Source organism: Aquibium sp. ELW1220 (assembly GCF_030398385.1).
Lineage (GTDB): Bacteria > Pseudomonadota > Alphaproteobacteria > Rhizobiales > Rhizobiaceae > Aquibium.
The window spans coordinates 16,525-30,975 of record NZ_JAOAOQ010000055.1 but is presented as its reverse complement, the minus strand read 5'-3'; the positions used below and the strand labels follow the sequence as shown (position 1 = coordinate 30,975).

Here is a 14,451-nt window from a genome sequence, read left to right as displayed (position 1 = left end):
CTTGCCATGGCTGGCGGCGCCATGTCCGGCCTGCCGCCGTATCACGACACGTCCTGACGTGAACGCTCAGCCGTACCAATCCCATTCCGGGTCCGACTGGCCGGGCGGCAGAGCCGCCTCCCGGCCCACTGGCGCTGGCGAAAATGCGGGGACAGTTTACCGATTTCGGGGCCGCGCCCGTCGGGACAGCCGCGACAGGCGTCCGAATTCGGTAGACTGTCCCCGTATTTCCGTCGCGGCACCACGCGCCATGAGCCGGCAGTCGAGGCGGTCTAGCGATGCAGCGCGAGCGACCATGCGAGGAAGACCGGCAGCGGGGTCCAGAGCCCGGTGCGGATTCCGGCGGCGCGCAGGGCGGCGGCCGTCCAGACATTGCAGCCGGCCAGCGCGTTGAACCAGCCATGCGCCTCGTAGAAGCGGTCGTGGTCGCCATAGCCGGGCGCGGCGAGTCGGAAACCGTCGGCATCCATCACGAAGCTGCCTTCCATGTGGTCGAGCAGCGCCGCGAAGGCCTTGGCGTCGAGATCGAGCACCGTCACGGCGGGATGCATGAGCGGGATGTCGCCGGCGACCGCGACGTGCATCACCGAGCGGTCGAGCGTGAAGGCGCGCAGCACCGGCATCGGCTTCAGGTCGGCCCAGGTCGGCGTCTCGACATAGAAGGACCGCCCGCCCCAGCCGACCACCAGCCAGCGCGCGGCCGGATCGCCGAGCGGCAGGCCGTCGGATGCGAGCGCGGCGAAGCGGACGAGAACGTCGGGATCGTTGGGGATCGCGATGTCGGTGTGGATCGGGTTCGAGAGGAGGAGCACGGTGCGGCGCGGCGCGCCGGACTCGCCCGTCGCCTCGCCCGTCGCCTCGCCGGCCTGCGGCGAGGACAGGAGCGGACGGGGAACGAGGATCCCCGCCGCCACCGCGACCAGCACGACCGCGACGACCAGCAGGACGCCGCGCAGCAGCCGGCGCATCATGCGTCCCCCGTTCCGGCGACCGGTGCCTCTGCTCAGTGCAGGATCTGGCTCAGGAACAGCTTTGTGCGCTCGTGCTGCGGATTGTCGAAGAACTCGTCGGGCTTGTTCTGCTCGACGATCTGGCCCTGGTCCATGAAGATGACGCGATTGGCGACCTGGCGGGCGAAGCCCATCTCGTGGGTGACGCAGAGCATGGTCATGCCCTCCTCGGCGAGCCCAACCATGGTCTCCAGCACTTCCTTGATCATCTCGGGATCGAGCGCCGAGGTCGGCTCGTCGAACAGCATGATGCGCGGGTTCATGCACAGCGAGCGGGCGATCGCCACGCGCTGCTGCTGGCCGCCCGAGAGCTGGCCCGGATATTTGTTGGCCTGCTCGGGAATCTTGACGCGCTTGAGGAAGTGCATCGCCACCTCCTCGGCCTGCTTCTTGGGCATCTTGCGCACCCAGATCGGGGCGAGCGTGCAGTTCTCCAGGATGGTCAGGTGCGGGAAGAGGTTGAAGTGCTGGAACACCATTCCGACCTCGCGGCGCACCTCGTCGATCTTCTTCAGGTCGTTGGTGAGTTCGATGCCGTCGACGACGATCTGGCCCTTCTGGTGCTCCTCCAGCCGGTTGATGCAGCGGATCATCGTCGACTTGCCCGAGCCCGACGGGCCGGCAATGACGATGCGCTCGCCGCGCATCACCTTCAGGTTGATGTCCTTCAGGACGTGGAAGTCGCCGTACCACTTGTGCATGCCGACGATCTCGACCGCGACGTCGGTGTCGGAAACCTGCATCTTGGATCGGTCGATCGCGATGTCCTCGGCGGCGGCGATGTTTTCAGCCATGTGGGTTCCCCTTGTTGTCTGCGACGGCCATCTCTTTGCGGGTAGCCTATCGCTTGTGCCCGGTATCCAGCCGTCGCTCCATGAAGATGGAATAGCGCGACATGCCGAAGCAGAAGATCCAGAAGACGAACCCGGCGAAGACGAGCCCCGACATCGGCGTCTGCGGCGAGGCCCAGGCGGCGTCCGAGAAGTTCTGGCGGACGATGCCGAGCAGGTCGAACATGCCGATGATGGAGACCAGGCTCGTGTCCTTGAACAGGCCGATGAAGGTGTTGACGATGCCGGGGATGACGAGCTTCAGCGCCTGCGGCAGGACGATGAGGTTCATCTTCTGCCAGTAGCCGAGGCCGAGCGAATCGGCACCCTCGTACTGGCCCTTCGGGATCGCCTGCAGACCGCCGCGGATCACCTCGGCCATGTAGGCGGAGGCGAAGAGCGACACGCCGACGAGCGCGCGCAGGAACTTGTCGAAGTTGACGCCGGCCGGCAGGAACAGCGGGAACATGACGCTGGCCATGAACAGCACGGTGACCAGCGGCACGCCGCGCACGGCCTCGATGAAGATGACGCAGAGCATCTTGACGACCGGCATCTTGGAGCGGCGGCCGAGCGCCAGGATGATGCCGAGCGGCAGCGAAACGGAGATGCCGACGAAGGACAGGACCAGCGTGACCAGCAGGCCGCCCCACAGCGAGGTCTCGACATAGGGCAATTCTACATCAAAATAGTAAGCAGTTTTGGGAAGATCTTGGATGAGCGATTCGACTACGCCATTGGTGACCTGCTGCTCGGACGCTGTTTCCTGATACGGAAACATCTCTATATCTATTCCGCCGACCAGAAGAAAGAAGGAGGCGATCGGGAACACGCCGAAAAAGACGATCGCGTTCAGGCCCTTGCGCGGAACCTTCGGGATCAGCAGCGGCGTCAGCAGCGCCACGAACAGCCCCGCCACGAGCATCACGCGCCAGCGTTCGTCGATCGGGTAGCGGCCGAACATGAACTGCTCGAACTTCGCGCCGACGAAGGCCCAGCAGGCGCCCGACCAGCCTTCCGGTTGGATGCCGCCCTGGGCGAGCGTGGCGCAGACGGAGCGGTCCGGTCCGGTCCAGACCGCGCTGAACAGCGCCCAGTTCAGGAAGGGCGGCACGATCAGCAGCACGACCAGCAGGCCGACGAGCGTCAGGACGATGTCGGCCGGCGTCGCCAGCATGTTGATGCGCAGCCAGCGGACGATGCCGCGCTCGCTCGCCGGCGGCGGCGCATTGGCCAGCATTTCGGCGCGGACGAAGGAGATGTCGTGCTCTTGCATGTCGGACTACCGCTCCACCAGCGCCATGCGGGAATTGAACCAGTTCATGAACACCGAGGTGGTCAGGCTGAGGCCGAGATAGACCACCATCCAGATGGCGACGACCTCGATGGACTGGCCGGTCTGGTTGAGGATCGTGCCGCCGATGGCAACGAGGTCGGGATAGCCGATCGCGACCGCCAGCGAGGAGTTCTTGGTCAGGTTCAGATACTGGCTCGTCAGCGGCGGGATGACGATGCGCATGGCCTGCGGCACGACGACCAGCCGCAGCGTCTGGCCGGCCCGCAGGCCAAGCGCGTAGCTCGCCTCCGACTGGCCGTGCGAGACGCCGAGGATGCCGGCGCGCACGATTTCGGCGATGAAGGAGGCGGTGTAGAAGGACAGCGCCAGGTAGAGCGCGAGGAACTCCGGCTTCACCGTCCAGCCGCCGTTGAGGTTGAAGGTGCCGAGCACGGGATAGTCGAAGGAGAGCGGCGCGCCCATGGCGAAGAAGGCGATCACCGGCAGGCCGACGATCAGCCCGATCGAGGTCCACAGCACCGGGAAGGTCTGCCCCGTCGCCATCTGGCGCGCGCGGGCCTGTCTGGCGACGAACCAGGACATGGCGATGCCGACGACGAGCGCCACCGCGATGAGCCAGGCGCCGTCGGCCCAGATCGCGCGGGGGAAGAAGAAGCCGCGGCTGTTCAGGTAGCTGTAGAAGGGCAGCTCGATCGAGTCGCGCGGCAGCGGCAGCACCGACAGGACGCCGAGGTACCAGAAGAAGATGACGAGCAGCGGCGGGATGTTGCGGAAGACCTCGACATAGACCGTGCAGATCCTGGAGATCAGCCAGTTCTTCGACAGCCGCCCGACGCCGATCAGGAAGCCGACGATCGTGGCGGTGACGATGCCGACGGCCGCGACCATCAGCGTGTTCAGGAAGCCGACGACGAGGGCCTGCCCGAAGGTCGAATCCGAACTGAAGGGAATCAGCGCGACGGCGATGTCGAACCCGGCCCGGCTGTCGAGGAAGTCGTATCCCGACGAGATGTTGGCGCGGCGCAGATTTTCGATGGTGTTGTTGACGATCCAGCCGACCGCCAGCACCAGCGCGACGAAGACGAGGATCTGGAAGACGATGCTGCGGATCTTGGGGTCGTAGAGGATCGACGAACGGGATGCACTGTCGTCGCGCAGCGTTTCCTGGGAAGCCATCGGGTACCTTTCGGGAAGTATCCGGCTGGCGATGAGCCGCCCCCGGGTTCCGGTCGAGAAGGGTCCGGGGGGCGGCGGGCGCCCCCCGGTTCCGTTGACTTGCGCTTAGCGGATCGGCGGGGCGTACATCAGCCCGCCCTTGGTCCAGAGCTGGTTCAGGCCGCGGGCGATCTTCAGCGGCGAACCGGTGCCGATGTTGCGCTCGAAGCTCTCGCCGTAGTTGCCGACGGCCTTGATGACGTTGACGACCCAGTCCTCGGAGAGGCCGAGCGACGCGCCGAGCTTGGAATCGGCTTCCTGGCCGAGCACGCGCTTGATCTCGGGGTTGGACGAGCCCTTCATCTCCTCGACGTTTTCCGAGGTGATGCCGAGCTCCTCGGCCGTGATCATGGCGTTCAGCGTCCACTTGACGATGTCGAACCACTGGTCGTCGCCCTGGCGGACGGCGGGTCCGAGCGGCTCCTTCGAGATGATCTCGGGCAGGACGACGTGATCGTCCGGCGCCGCCAGCGTCAGGCGGATCGAGTAGAGGCCCGACTGGTCGGTGGTGTAGACGTCGCAACGGCCCGAATCATAGGCGGCGTTGACCTCTTCGAGCTTCTCGAAGACGACCGGGTTGTACTCCATGTTGTTGGCACGGAAGTAGTCGGCGAGGTTGAGCTCGGTGGTGGTGCCGGTCTGCACGCAGACCGAGGCGCCGGAGAGCTGGAGGGCGGAGTTGACGCCCGGCAGGTTCTTGGCGTTGATCATGAAGCCCTGGCCGTCATAGTAGTTCACGCCGGCGAAGTTGAAGCCGAGCGAGGTGTCGCGGCTGAGCGTCCACGTGGTGTTGCGCGACAGGAGGTCGATTTCGCCGGACTGCAGCGCGGTGAAGCGCTCCTTGGCGGTGGTGGGGGAGTACTTCACCTTGGTCGCGTCGCCGAAAATCGCCGCGGCGACCGCCTTGCAGATGTCGACGTCGAAGCCGGCCCAGTTGCCGGCATTGTCGGGGGAGGCGAAGCCGGCGAGGCCGGTGTTGACGCCGCACTGGAGGAAGCCCTTGGCCTTCACGTCGTCGAGCGTGGCGGCCGATGCGGCGGAAGCAGCGAGGCCGAGTGCGGCAGCGCCGAGTACGCCCGTCAAGATCGTCGTTTTCATAACCTGAAACCCTTTTCTTCTCCGGTGAATCCCGGATTTTCATTACCCTCGCGGGAGTTGTTGCAGGCGCCAAACCCTCCGGCTGTCGCGCACCGTCCCGGCACGCTTACCTGCATCTCCCGTCACGCGAGCATCGAAGGCGATTATGACCGATTGGTCAAGGGCGAATGGATGATTGGGCCAGCGTTTCACGGCGTTTCACACGCATTTGCAGTTCGAAATCGCGTCAGACGGGACGTGTGGCGCGGATTTCGGCAGTTGCGAGGTGCGCGTGCCGCCGGCTTGGGCGGCGCCGGAACGCCCCTTGGCGAGATGTTGCGTGCCGCGCCGCCCCGTCCTATGGCTCGACGATCGCAATCGCTGTTGACGGAGAGGCCGGACGTGTCGAACGGAGACGAGAAGAGAGGCGTCAACACGCGGCTGGCGCACATGGGCAACGATCCGCGCGAGTACCACGGCTTCGTCAACCCGCCGGTCGTGCACGCCTCCACCGTGCTGTTTCCCGACGCCGCGACCATGGCCGCGCGGAACCAGAAATACACCTACGGCACCCGCGGCACGCCGACGACCGACGCGCTGTGCGCGGCGATCGACGAGCTGGAGGGATCGGCGGGCACGATCCTGGTGCCGTCCGGGCTGGCCGCCGTCACCGTGCCGCTGCTCGCCTTCCTGTCGTCCGGCGACCACGCGCTGATCGTCGATTCGGTCTACAATCCGACGCGGCGCTTTTCCGACACGATGCTGAAGCGGCTCGGCGTCGAGGTCACCTATTACGATCCGCATGTCGGCGCGGGCATCGCGGCGCTGATGAAGCCGAACACCAGGGTCGTGTTCACCGAGGCCCCGGGCTCCAACACGTTCGAGATGCAGGACATCCCGGCGATAGCGGCGGCCGCGCATGCCGGCGGCGCGGTGGTGATGATGGACAACACCTGGGCGACGCCGCTCTATTTCCGCCCGCTCGACCATGGCGTCGATATCTCCATCCACGCCGCGACGAAGTACCCGGCCGGCCATTCCGACGTGCTGCTCGGCACCGTCTCGGCCAATGCGGCCTGCTGGGAGCGGCTGCACGAGACCTTCCTGACCCTTGGCTGCTGTGCAGCACCCGACGACGTCTACCAAGTGCTGCGCGGGCTGCGCACGATGGGCGTGCGGCTCGACCGGCACCAGAAGAGCGCGCTTGCCGTCGCGCGCTGGCTGGAGACCCAGCCAGGCGTTTCGCAGGTGCTGCATCCGGCACTCGAGAGCCACGCGGGCCACGCGATCTGGAAGCGCGACTTCACCGGTTCGTCGGGCATCTTCTCGGTCGTGCTCGACGGCGGCGGCACGAAGAAGGCGCACGCCTTCCTCGACGCGCTGACGATCTTCGGCCTCGGCTATTCCTGGGGCGGCTACGAGTGCCTCGCCGTCCACGTGTGGCTCGGCGACCGAACCGTGGCGAAGGGCGACTACGAGGGCCCGGTGCTGCGGCTCCAGATCGGGCTGGAGGACGTGGACGACATCCAGGCCGACCTGACGCGGGCGCTGGCGGCAGCGGCAGGGGTGGACGGCTGAGGCCGGAGGGCGCAGGCATCGACGGACGGACGAAGGGACGGGCGCGAGCGTCCCTTCACCGGAAGGGCGGCGGGCCGGGCCGATGCACCGTCCCGTCGCGCGGCACTCAGTCGAACCAATGGCCTTTCATCGGCTTCCTTTGCAGGAACAGGGCGAGATTCCTGACCGTTCGCGGCGTGGCGCCTTTCGGGAGCTGCGACAGGAAGCCTACTCTCGCGAGATCGAGCCTGAACCGCGCGAGCCATTCCTCGGTAAGATCGTCACGCTGGACTTTCAGTGCCGACACCGGCACGTCGTCGATCCGCACCTCCAGGTGCTTCGAAAGCGCGTCGAGATAGGGCGCGGGATCGTCGACGAGATCCTCGTAGTAGAGCAGGTCGTGATCGAGCTCGAACAGGTCGAGATAGGCGGACCAGAAGGAGTAGTACCGCTCCGTCTTGACGTAGGCCTCGCAGATCGCCGCATAGTCATACGCCTCCGCGCCGATGGCGGATTCCGCGCTGGTCCACTTGTTCGTCTGGACGCTGCGGACGAGCGAGATCGCCTGACGGAGCCGATCCCGTCGCTTGAGAAGCACGAGCCCGAGGTGATGCCGGCTTCGGCATTCCGTGATGAAGTCCACGCCATACTGGCGCTGGACCCGCATCAGGTGCGGCGGGAAGATCTTCAAAGCGAAGCGGCCGTTCGCGCTGCTCGCGGTGGCAAGGATCGCCTGGAACAGCGCGTCGATATCCCGCGGGTCTGAGCCGAGCTTCAGGGGATCGAGCCATTCGTCAGAACGGCCGAGGCAATGGGTGCTGTTTGCGAGGCTTCCGAGCCAGTTCGACCCGCTCCGTCCCGCCGTCAGGATCGCAACGCCTTTCATGATGTCTATCCGCCGTCCTCACCCTGCGGCGTTCCTGCCGTCATCCGCGTGCATCGACGGCGCGAGCGCATGACTGACGGACTGCCGAGACATGGGTCGGCGTTGCCCGACCGAACCCCGCTTGACCTCGGCTAGTGGCGATCCCGGCAGGACTCGAACCTGCGACCATCGGCTTAGAAGGCCGGTGCTCTATCCATCTGAGCTACGGGACCGTCCCGCCGGCACGGGGGCCGGGTCTTTGCTGCCGGGACGCTCAGTGCGTCCACGGCACCTTGCGGTCATAGCGGAAATTGTCGGAATAGGAAATCTGCCGCCGCTTGGCTTCCTTCGGCTCCTGGACGCGGAACGGGATGCCGTGCTTGGTGGCGTAGGCGACAGCCTCCTCGCGGGTGTCGAAGACGATGCGGATCTGGCTCTTCATGTCGCCGGACGTGGTGTAGCCCATCAGCGGGTCGATCTTCTTCGGCGCCTCGGGATCGAACTCCAAGAGCCAGCGGCCGGTCTTGGCCTTGCCGGACTGCATGGCGGTCTTGGCGGGGCTGTAGATGCGGGCTGACATGTCGGTTCCTTCCGAAAGATCGTGGCGTCCTCTAAACCCGCCGGACGGCAAAAGGCAACCGCAAAGCCGGATCCGCGGCGATTTCAGCCGCCGCGGGTCCCGATCGGCACGGTGGATCTCCGGTCAGTGCGTGTCGAAGATCTCCTGGTAGAGCGCGAGCTTCGCCTCGGTCGCCGCCATCTCCTGCGGCGTCGGCTTCAGCGGGTCCTTCGCCGGCGGCAGCATGCCGAACTTCATGATGCAGAGCATCAGCAGGATGCGCGCCTTCACCGACGTCAGGTTCGAGCCGGCGATGAACGGGCCGCCGCGGATGGCGAAGCCCTCGGTCGTGCCGCGCCCGACATTGACCACCGGGAAGCCGCTGAAGACCGCCTTGAGCAGGATGCGCGACTTCGAGGTGGCGGCCGCCTTGCCGTAGGGGTTCAGCCCTTCGAGCACGAAGCCCGACAGCGGCGCGTGCTTGAGCTTGTAGTCCATGAAGGCGATGGTATCGACCTCCTGGGAGGGATCGCTCTCCCAGTCGTCCTCGATGTAGCTCGCATCCTTGACGATGGAGACCTTCGGGATCGCGGTCTCGAGGATGTCGCCCGCGGCGTCCTTCACCGCCACCTCGACCGTCTCGATGCCGTCGTCGCCGAGGCGGATGCCGGTGACGGCGGACGGCAGCTTCGAGACGTTCACCTCCGACTGCCAGGTGTGTTTCGTCGCCGGCACGTAGCGCAGCACCGAGCCGGTGCCGCCGCCGCCCGCCCCGAGCAGGCCGCCATGGCCGCCGGCGACCGCGTAACCGCCCGGCCGCGCGTCGACCTTGGTCACCTCGCGGGCGGCGAAGACGCGCTGGTCCTGCACCATCACCACGCCGGCGCGGTTGCGGCCGGCCTCGTCGGCCCAGACCTTCGAGGACAGCCAGTCGACGGAATCGGCGAGGTTCTTCGGCCCGTCATTGCTGATCTGGCCGTGGTAGCGCTGCGAGGCGTTGCCGACGACCGGCATGGTGACGTCGAGGGCGAGGTTGAACCAGTAGACCGTCTCCTCGACGCGCGGGCTGCCCTGCGTCCAGATCGCGCCGTCGTAGTCGCCGGACGACAGGATCGCCTGCGCCATGTTGGTGATGCGCGCGAGCGTCTTGCGCGGCGGCGACTGGTTGAGATGCGCGGGGCGGTAGGGGAAGAAGTTCGCGCCGGCGACTTCGGGCGCGATGTCGCCCTCGCCGCTGTCGGTGCGCTCGGCAGCCGGCAGGCCCTTGGTGTAGCCGGCAGACGGCGCGAGGCGGAAGAAGTCGACGTCGGCGACATTCGAGATCGTGTTGCCGTGGCCCATGCCGTCGACGCCGAGACGGTCGACCTCCGCGAAGGTGCGCGAACCGTCGGGCAGGAAGGGCTGTCGCGAATGGGCGCGATCCGCCCGCATCGACGTTCCGTCGGTCTCCCAGGGCGAGCCGTCGGCCTGGCGGGCCATGTAGGGCAGCGGGTAGTAACCGTCCTCCGGACCGATCTCGATCCTGTAGACCGGCTTGTCGTCGGGCGACGCCTTCTCGGTCGAGAAGTTGCCCGCGGCGTCGAGATAGCCGTCGGCCGGAGCGTAGAGTTCGGCCACGTCCTTCTCCAGCGGGTGGGCCGAAAACTGCTCGACATAGACCGTGACGGGGGCGGCAAGCTTCTGCGGCCGCAGCGGGTCGAAGCGCGACGGCTTCCCTTCGACGTCGGTGAGCAGCGGCAGGCCGTGCGCGGCGCGCGCCTTGTTGGAGGTCACGAGCGGCGGCGTGTTCTGGATGGTGGCATTGGGACCCGCCAGATGCGCGATCCTGATCTTCTTGCCCGTGCCCTTGGTGGTGGCGGCCATGATGCTCGTCCTTGCTGCTATGGCGGCGATGGATCGCGCCGCGCCGTGTTCAGAGTTCGGTGTCGTCGACGGTGAAGACGTGCCGTTCGAAACGATCGGTGAGAGCCCCCATCTCGGCGCGCTGGCGGCCGAATTCGGGGCTGGCGTCGCGGGCGGCGAGGTCGGCGGCGAAGGCGGCCTCGTCGACGAAGCTGCACTCCCACCGGACGTCGGGGCCGGCACCGCCCCGGTTGACCAGGATGCAGCCTTCGGCGAGGCCGAGCGCGCGGCGCAGCCGCGAACCCTCGCGTCGCCGTTCCAGGACCGCGTCGGCGAGGCCCGGCTTGGCAAAGTAGTTGGTGGTCTCGACGATCATGGCGGTTACCTGCCCTTCCCGACTGCGCCGCTACTGCTGGAACCCGAGGCTCAGGATCGTCTCGGGCATCTTTTCCATGCCGAGCGCCTTGGCTCCCGCCGTCTCCAGAAGCAGGTCGAAGGTCTTGTTCAGCGTCGCCTCGTCGCCCTCCATGAAGGAGCGGAGCATGTCGCGGCGCATCTGGTCGCGGTAGAAGACGATTGCTTCGGGCGAGAGCTTCATGTTGGTGCCCTGCTCCTGCCAGACGCCGTCGTCCTTCATCAGAATGTCGTAGACCTCCTGGTAGGCGGCGACGAAGGCCTTCACGTTCTGCGGCTTCTCGGCAGCGTAGCGCTCGGTGGTGCCGATCATCAGGTAGGGCGCCAGCGGCAGGCCGAGCTCCTCGGCGACGTCGCGGATGGCGAAGGCGTTGCGGAACTTGCCCGTGGCGAGCATGTCGGGCGCGATGGACGAGAACATGATGGTCGCGTCGATGGCGCCCTGTTCGAGCGAGCCGCGCAGGAGCGGCGGCGCCGCCTCGACGAGCTGCGCATCCCTGGCGAGGTCGAGTTCGTATTTCTTGCGCGCCAGCGTATCGACGAGAATCCAGTCGGTGCTCTGACGCGAGAAGATGCCGAACTTCGTGCCCTTGAGATCGCCGACGCCGTTGATCGGCGAAGTCTCCGGGACGACGATCGTGCTCACATAGGTGATGAAAGGCGCGATGCCGATCACGTCGATGCCGCCATTGCGCATCAGCGCGAGGGAGTTCCAGTCGAAGAGCGCGATCTCGGCGCTGCCCGACTGCACGGCCGCTGCGGCCGCCTTGCTGTCGGAAAAGACGATCCGCTCGAGCTCGAAGCCATATTTCGTGTCGAGATCGAACTTGTCGATGACGAAGGGGATGAAGGACTGCGAACCGTAGGGGCTCGCCATCATCCGAATGACGCCGCCGTCGCCGATGGGCTCGGCTGCGCGGGCGCCGGGGGTCGCGGCGAGGAGGCCGAGGGCGATGGCGGCGGATGCCGCAGCGCGTGCGAAGTGGAACATGGCGGGCGATCCTGTGATCTTTGAGCGCAGAGCGCGAAGAGACGGAAAAGCCGGGCGCGCCAGCGGCGCGCCCGGCCGGAAATCAGGGCTGGTAGTCGAGGGTGAAGACGGCGTCGGGCATTGCGGTCATGCCCATTGTCTCGGGTCCGGCGGTTTCCAGAAGGACCTTGAAGGTCTGGTCGAGCACGCCGGCCATGGCGGGCGTGAAGGCCTTGATGAATTCCTTGCTGGCGTTCTCGCGGAACATCTCGGTCGCCTCGGGGGCGAGCTTCATGTTCTGCCCCTGCTCCTTCCAGACCACGGGATCGGACAGCAGGATGTCGATGGCCTCCTGGTAGGCCGCCACGAAGGCCTTGGCGTTGGCCGGGTTCGCCTTCGCGTAGTCCTCGCGCATGGCGTACATCAGGAAGGGCGCCTCGGCGAGGCCGAGCTCGGCGACGACGTCGTGGATCGTCATCAGGAGCTTCGCCTTGCCCGACAGGATCATGTCGGGGGTCAGCGAATTGTACATCAGCGTGGCGTCGAGCTGGCCCTGCTCCATCGAGCCACGCAGCAGCGACGGCGCGCCCTCCTGGATCGTGACCTCCTTGGCGAGGTCGAAGCCGTATTGCTGCTTGGCCACGGCCTGCAGGATGATCCAGTCGAAGCCGGTCTTGGTGTATGTGCCGAGGCGCTTGCCTTTCAGGTCGGCGAGCGTCGTGACGGTCGAGTCCGGCGGCAGGAGCACGGTGTTGACGTAGGCCAGGAACGGCGCGACGCCGATGACCGGAATGTTCTGGTTGCGCAGCCGCGCGACCGAGATCCAGTCCTGCACCACGGCCTCGATGCTGGCGCTCTGCAGCGCGGCGACCGCGGCCTGCGGGTTGGTGAAAGGGATCACCTCGAGCTTGAAGCCGTATTTCTCGTCGAGCTTGAACTTGTCGATGACGTAGGGCGGATAGGACTGGGTGCCTACGGGGTTGGACATGAGCCGGATGGTTCCGCCATCGCCCATCGGGGCTTCGGCGGAGGCGCCGGTGGTGAAGAGTGCGCCGGCGAAAAGCACGGCCGCCATTGCCAGTCTGCGCGTAAGGATCATGCGAGTGCTCCGTGTTGATGTTCGATGACGGTCCTGCCGGGCATCCTCAGGAATGCTCGGGTCGATTTCCCATGTGCCGCTGCAGGCATTCGACGACGCGCTTGCTCTCGACGAAGAGCGCGGTGTCCTCGTAGTCGCGGGGCCGCTGGATGTGGCGGAGGTTGATCTCTTCCCGGATACGCCCGCCGGGGCCCGGGCTCATCACCAGCACGCGGTCGCCGAGGAAGGTGGACTCGAAGGCGTTGTGGCTGACGAAGAGGATGGTGGTGCGGAAGGCCGACCAGATCGTCAGCAGGCTCTGGCGCAGCCGTCGCGCGGTGAGTTCGTCGAGCGCGCTGAACGGCTCGTCCATCAGGAGGATGTCCGGCTCGATGGCGAAGGCCCGGGCGATCGAGGCGCGCTGCTGCATGCCGCCGGAAAGCTGGAGCGGGAAGAAGTCGGCGAACTTGGCCAGTTCGACGAGGCCGAGCACCCTGTCGATGCGCCCGGCCCATTCGGTGCGCGGGAAATCGGCCGCCTGGAGCACGAACTCGATGTTCTCGCGCAGCGTCCGCCAGGGCATCAGCCGCGCCTCCTGGAAGACATAGGCGACGCGGAAGCCCTGGCCGATCTGCTCCGCGAGCGGCTTGCCCTGGATGGCGACCGTTCCCTCGTAGGTGTCGTCGAGACCGGCGACGATGTTGAGCAGGGTCGACTTGCCGCATCCCGACGGCCCGAGCAGGCCGACGATCTCGCCCGTCGCGATCTCGAAGGAGACGCCGTCGAGCGCCTTCCAGCCGCCCTTGCCGCCACGGCCGGGGAACTGCTTGTGAATGTCGGTCAGGGAGATCTGTGACATGGCGGCCTGTACCGGAGCGGGGGGACGGAAGGGGTAGGTCATGGCGCCGCTCTCAATTCCGCTTCCAGCGGAAGATGCGGCGCTCGATGGTGCCCAGGATCGCCACCTCGATGAACAGCATGACGAAGACGAAGCTCAGCGCGTAGGCGAGCACCTCGGTCATGTTGAACATCTGGTAGAAGAACTCGATCTTGTAGCCGACGCCGCTGCCGCGCCCGAGCAGCTCCACGAAGAGAACCATCTTCCAGACCAGGCCGATGCCGAAGCGGGTGGAGGCCAGCAGCATCGGCGCCACCTGCGGCGCCATCACCGAGACGATCTGCTGGCGCCGGCCCGCCCGGAAGGCGCGCGCCATGCCGATCAGGCGGGTGTCGATGCCCTTGACGCCCTCGCGGATGTTGATGGCGAGAACGGGTATGACGGGGGCGGCAGCGCCGAGGACGGCAGCGGTGTCGTTGAGCCCGACCACCATGTAGAGCGTCAGGATGGTCACGAGGGCGGGGATCGTGATGCCGCAGATGATCCAGACGTGGAAGAAGATGCCCGCCGTGCGCGACAGCGCCATGGAGAAGCCGAGCAGGAGCGCGACGGCCATGGCGATGGCGAAGGCCGCCGCGATGCGCCCGAGCGTGATGGCGATGTCGGTGAAGATGTCGCCCTGCAGGACGTTGGCGACGAGCGCCGACACCACGCGGTAGGGTCCGGGCAGCACGCTCGAGGGGAGCGCCATGGAGCCGAACTGCCAGAGCGCGACCAGCGACACCACGGAGAGGAACGAGATCACGGCATAGTGCATCCGTTCCGAACCGGCGATCGCTCCCGCGAGGGAGGCGATCCTGCCGGAGGCATTCGCGTCGAAACCGGTGACCAGAGCCATC

The 14,451-nt window shown here is 66.4% G+C and carries 14 protein-coding genes and 1 tRNA gene; 1 reads left to right on the top strand and 14 read right to left on the bottom strand.

Annotated elements, in window-relative coordinates; translation table 11 throughout:
• Positions 1 to 272: 272 nt before the first annotated feature.
• The 5 genes from N1F91_RS28110 to N1F91_RS28090 form a co-directional block, all read right to left on the bottom strand.
• The gene (locus N1F91_RS28110; RefSeq protein ID WP_289997063.1) at positions 273 to 968 is read right to left on the bottom strand and encodes a TIGR02117 family protein; all 696 of its coding nucleotides are present in this window, start codon (positions 966 to 968) and stop codon (positions 273 to 275) included.
• 35 nt (positions 969 to 1,003) lie between these two features.
• Positions 1,004 to 1,804 (bottom strand): amino acid ABC transporter ATP-binding protein, encoded by an 801-nt coding sequence (locus N1F91_RS28105; protein ID WP_289997059.1) that lies wholly within the window; start codon positions 1,802 to 1,804, stop codon positions 1,004 to 1,006.
• Between the two features lie 46 nt (positions 1,805 to 1,850).
• Complete coding sequence (locus tag N1F91_RS28100) at positions 1,851 to 3,116, bottom strand: amino acid ABC transporter permease (protein WP_289997058.1); 1,266 nt, start codon at positions 3,114 to 3,116, stop codon at positions 1,851 to 1,853.
• A 6-nt stretch (positions 3,117 to 3,122) separates the two neighbouring features.
• Complete coding sequence (locus N1F91_RS28095) at positions 3,123 to 4,313, bottom strand: amino acid ABC transporter permease (RefSeq protein ID WP_289997056.1); 1,191 nt, start codon at positions 4,311 to 4,313, stop codon at positions 3,123 to 3,125.
• A gap of 105 nt (positions 4,314 to 4,418) precedes the next feature.
• Positions 4,419 to 5,450, bottom strand: a complete 1,032-nt coding sequence (locus tag N1F91_RS28090; RefSeq protein WP_289997042.1) for an amino acid ABC transporter substrate-binding protein — start codon at positions 5,448 to 5,450, stop codon at positions 4,419 to 4,421.
• 381 nt (positions 5,451 to 5,831) lie between these two features.
• Between N1F91_RS28090 and N1F91_RS28085 the strand changes: the two genes are divergently transcribed.
• The gene (locus N1F91_RS28085) at positions 5,832 to 7,007 is read left to right on the top strand and encodes a cystathionine beta-lyase (protein WP_289997041.1); all 1,176 of its coding nucleotides are present in this window, start codon (positions 5,832 to 5,834) and stop codon (positions 7,005 to 7,007) included.
• 106 nt (positions 7,008 to 7,113) lie between these two features.
• Here N1F91_RS28085 and N1F91_RS28080 read toward each other — a convergent pair whose 3' ends face one another.
• The 9 genes from N1F91_RS28080 to N1F91_RS28040 form a co-directional block, all read right to left on the bottom strand.
• Complete coding sequence (locus N1F91_RS28080; protein WP_289997040.1) at positions 7,114 to 7,872, bottom strand: Stf0 family sulfotransferase; 759 nt, start codon at positions 7,870 to 7,872, stop codon at positions 7,114 to 7,116.
• A 135-nt stretch (positions 7,873 to 8,007) separates the two neighbouring features.
• Positions 8,008 to 8,084: transfer RNA gene (locus N1F91_RS28075), tRNA-Arg, on the bottom strand.
• A gap of 41 nt (positions 8,085 to 8,125) precedes the next feature.
• Positions 8,126 to 8,431: an ETC complex I subunit gene (locus tag N1F91_RS28070; RefSeq protein WP_289997038.1), complete on the bottom strand. Its 306-nt coding sequence runs from the start codon at positions 8,429 to 8,431 to the stop codon at positions 8,126 to 8,128.
• A gap of 123 nt (positions 8,432 to 8,554) precedes the next feature.
• A complete protein-coding gene (locus N1F91_RS28065) occupies positions 8,555 to 10,273 on the bottom strand; it encodes an asparaginase domain-containing protein (protein WP_289997036.1) in 1,719 nt (572 codons plus the stop codon).
• 49 nt (positions 10,274 to 10,322) lie between these two features.
• Positions 10,323 to 10,628, bottom strand: a complete 306-nt coding sequence (locus N1F91_RS28060) for a hypothetical protein (protein ID WP_289997035.1) — start codon at positions 10,626 to 10,628, stop codon at positions 10,323 to 10,325.
• A gap of 30 nt (positions 10,629 to 10,658) precedes the next feature.
• A complete protein-coding gene (locus N1F91_RS28055) occupies positions 10,659 to 11,657 on the bottom strand; it encodes an ABC transporter substrate-binding protein (RefSeq protein WP_289997032.1) in 999 nt (332 codons plus the stop codon).
• An 82-nt stretch (positions 11,658 to 11,739) separates the two neighbouring features.
• Positions 11,740 to 12,735 (bottom strand): ABC transporter substrate-binding protein, encoded by a 996-nt coding sequence (locus N1F91_RS28050; RefSeq protein WP_289997031.1) that lies wholly within the window; start codon positions 12,733 to 12,735, stop codon positions 11,740 to 11,742.
• 46 nt (positions 12,736 to 12,781) lie between these two features.
• Entirely contained in the window at positions 12,782 to 13,573 is a 792-nt protein-coding gene (locus N1F91_RS28045) for an ABC transporter ATP-binding protein (RefSeq protein ID WP_289997030.1), read from the bottom strand.
• A gap of 52 nt (positions 13,574 to 13,625) precedes the next feature.
• The gene (locus N1F91_RS28040) at positions 13,626 to 14,450 is read right to left on the bottom strand and encodes an ABC transporter permease subunit (protein ID WP_289997029.1); all 825 of its coding nucleotides are present in this window, start codon (positions 14,448 to 14,450) and stop codon (positions 13,626 to 13,628) included.
• Position 14,451: the final 1 nt, after the last annotated feature.